Annotated in this window: 1 protein-coding gene and 1 pseudogene; both read left to right on the top strand. The window is 39.4% G+C overall.

What is annotated here, in order from left to right:
• The first annotated feature begins 40 nt into the window (after positions 1–40).
• Positions 41–475: a DUF4402 domain-containing protein gene (locus tag AB4486_RS26945; RefSeq protein ID WP_048611478.1), complete on the top strand. Its 435-nt coding sequence runs from the start codon at positions 41–43 to the stop codon at positions 473–475.
• A gap of 52 nt (positions 476–527) precedes the next feature.
• Positions 528–809 (top strand): annotated as a pseudogene (locus tag AB4486_RS26940) (hypothetical protein); the annotation flags it as partial.

Raw genomic sequence — 809 nt, 5'->3', positions numbered from 1 at the left:
CCCTAATAATAAAGCCGATTTTATATAAAGGATTAAAGAAATGAACAAAGTCTTTAAGGTTGTTGCTGTATCTGCACTTTCTATCTCTTCAGCGAACGTTTTCGCTGTGAGTGACACTTTTGATGCAACACTAGAAGTAAAACAAGCAATTACAATGACAAAAACAAGTGATCTTGACTTCGGTATCATCACTTCAGATAACACAACCGACGTTGTTATCGCTCAAGGCGATGCAGGAGCGGCGGCATTTACTCTTTCTGGAGAGTCTGGTGATGCAGTAACAGTCGTTATTTCTGATACTAACTTGGTGAATGGCGTAAATACGATTGCAGCTGAATTTGACTTTAATAATGCTATTACCCTTACGGGTGGTACTGCGGATCTTAATATTGGCGGCACTGCACGTACTTCAAGTGCGACATTAGTTGCTGGTACATATACTGCTAACGTTGCGGTAGATGTAACTTACCAATAATTAAATGAAACCAGTATAATATTGCGGCTGTTAAAAAGCAGCCGTCTTTACTATGAGTGTTCTATTAAAATACGCGATTTATATCAGTCTAATTATTTACTCTAGCCATTTTCATGCGCTAGAAATTATTCCTGAGAATATGGAAGTGAAATTTCCAGGCATGTATATCTCTGGATCGGGTCAGAATGCGGATTCAAACCCAGCCAATAGTCAGGTATATGTGGTGCGCTTTTACGTTGAAGGTGAGCCCGGTAAAAAAATCGTGGTTTCTCTCCCTTTCAAGCAATACCTAAATCATTCCCGTAAATCCAAGCGGCTGCGTATTAGAAAGTTT

It is taken from the genome of Vibrio sp. 10N.222.55.C6 (assembly GCF_041473395.1).
GTDB lineage: Bacteria > Pseudomonadota > Gammaproteobacteria > Enterobacterales > Vibrionaceae > Vibrio > Vibrio crassostreae_C.
Note: the sequence above shows the minus strand (reverse complement) of the source record. Positions and strands in the feature narration are given on the sequence as shown.

Bases quoted from the DNA above. Each gene is read 5' to 3' on its own strand.
- AB4486_RS26945 (WP_048611478.1), top strand. From the start codon at position 41: ATGAACAAAGTCTTTAAGGTTGTTGCTGTATCTGCACTTTCTATCTCT.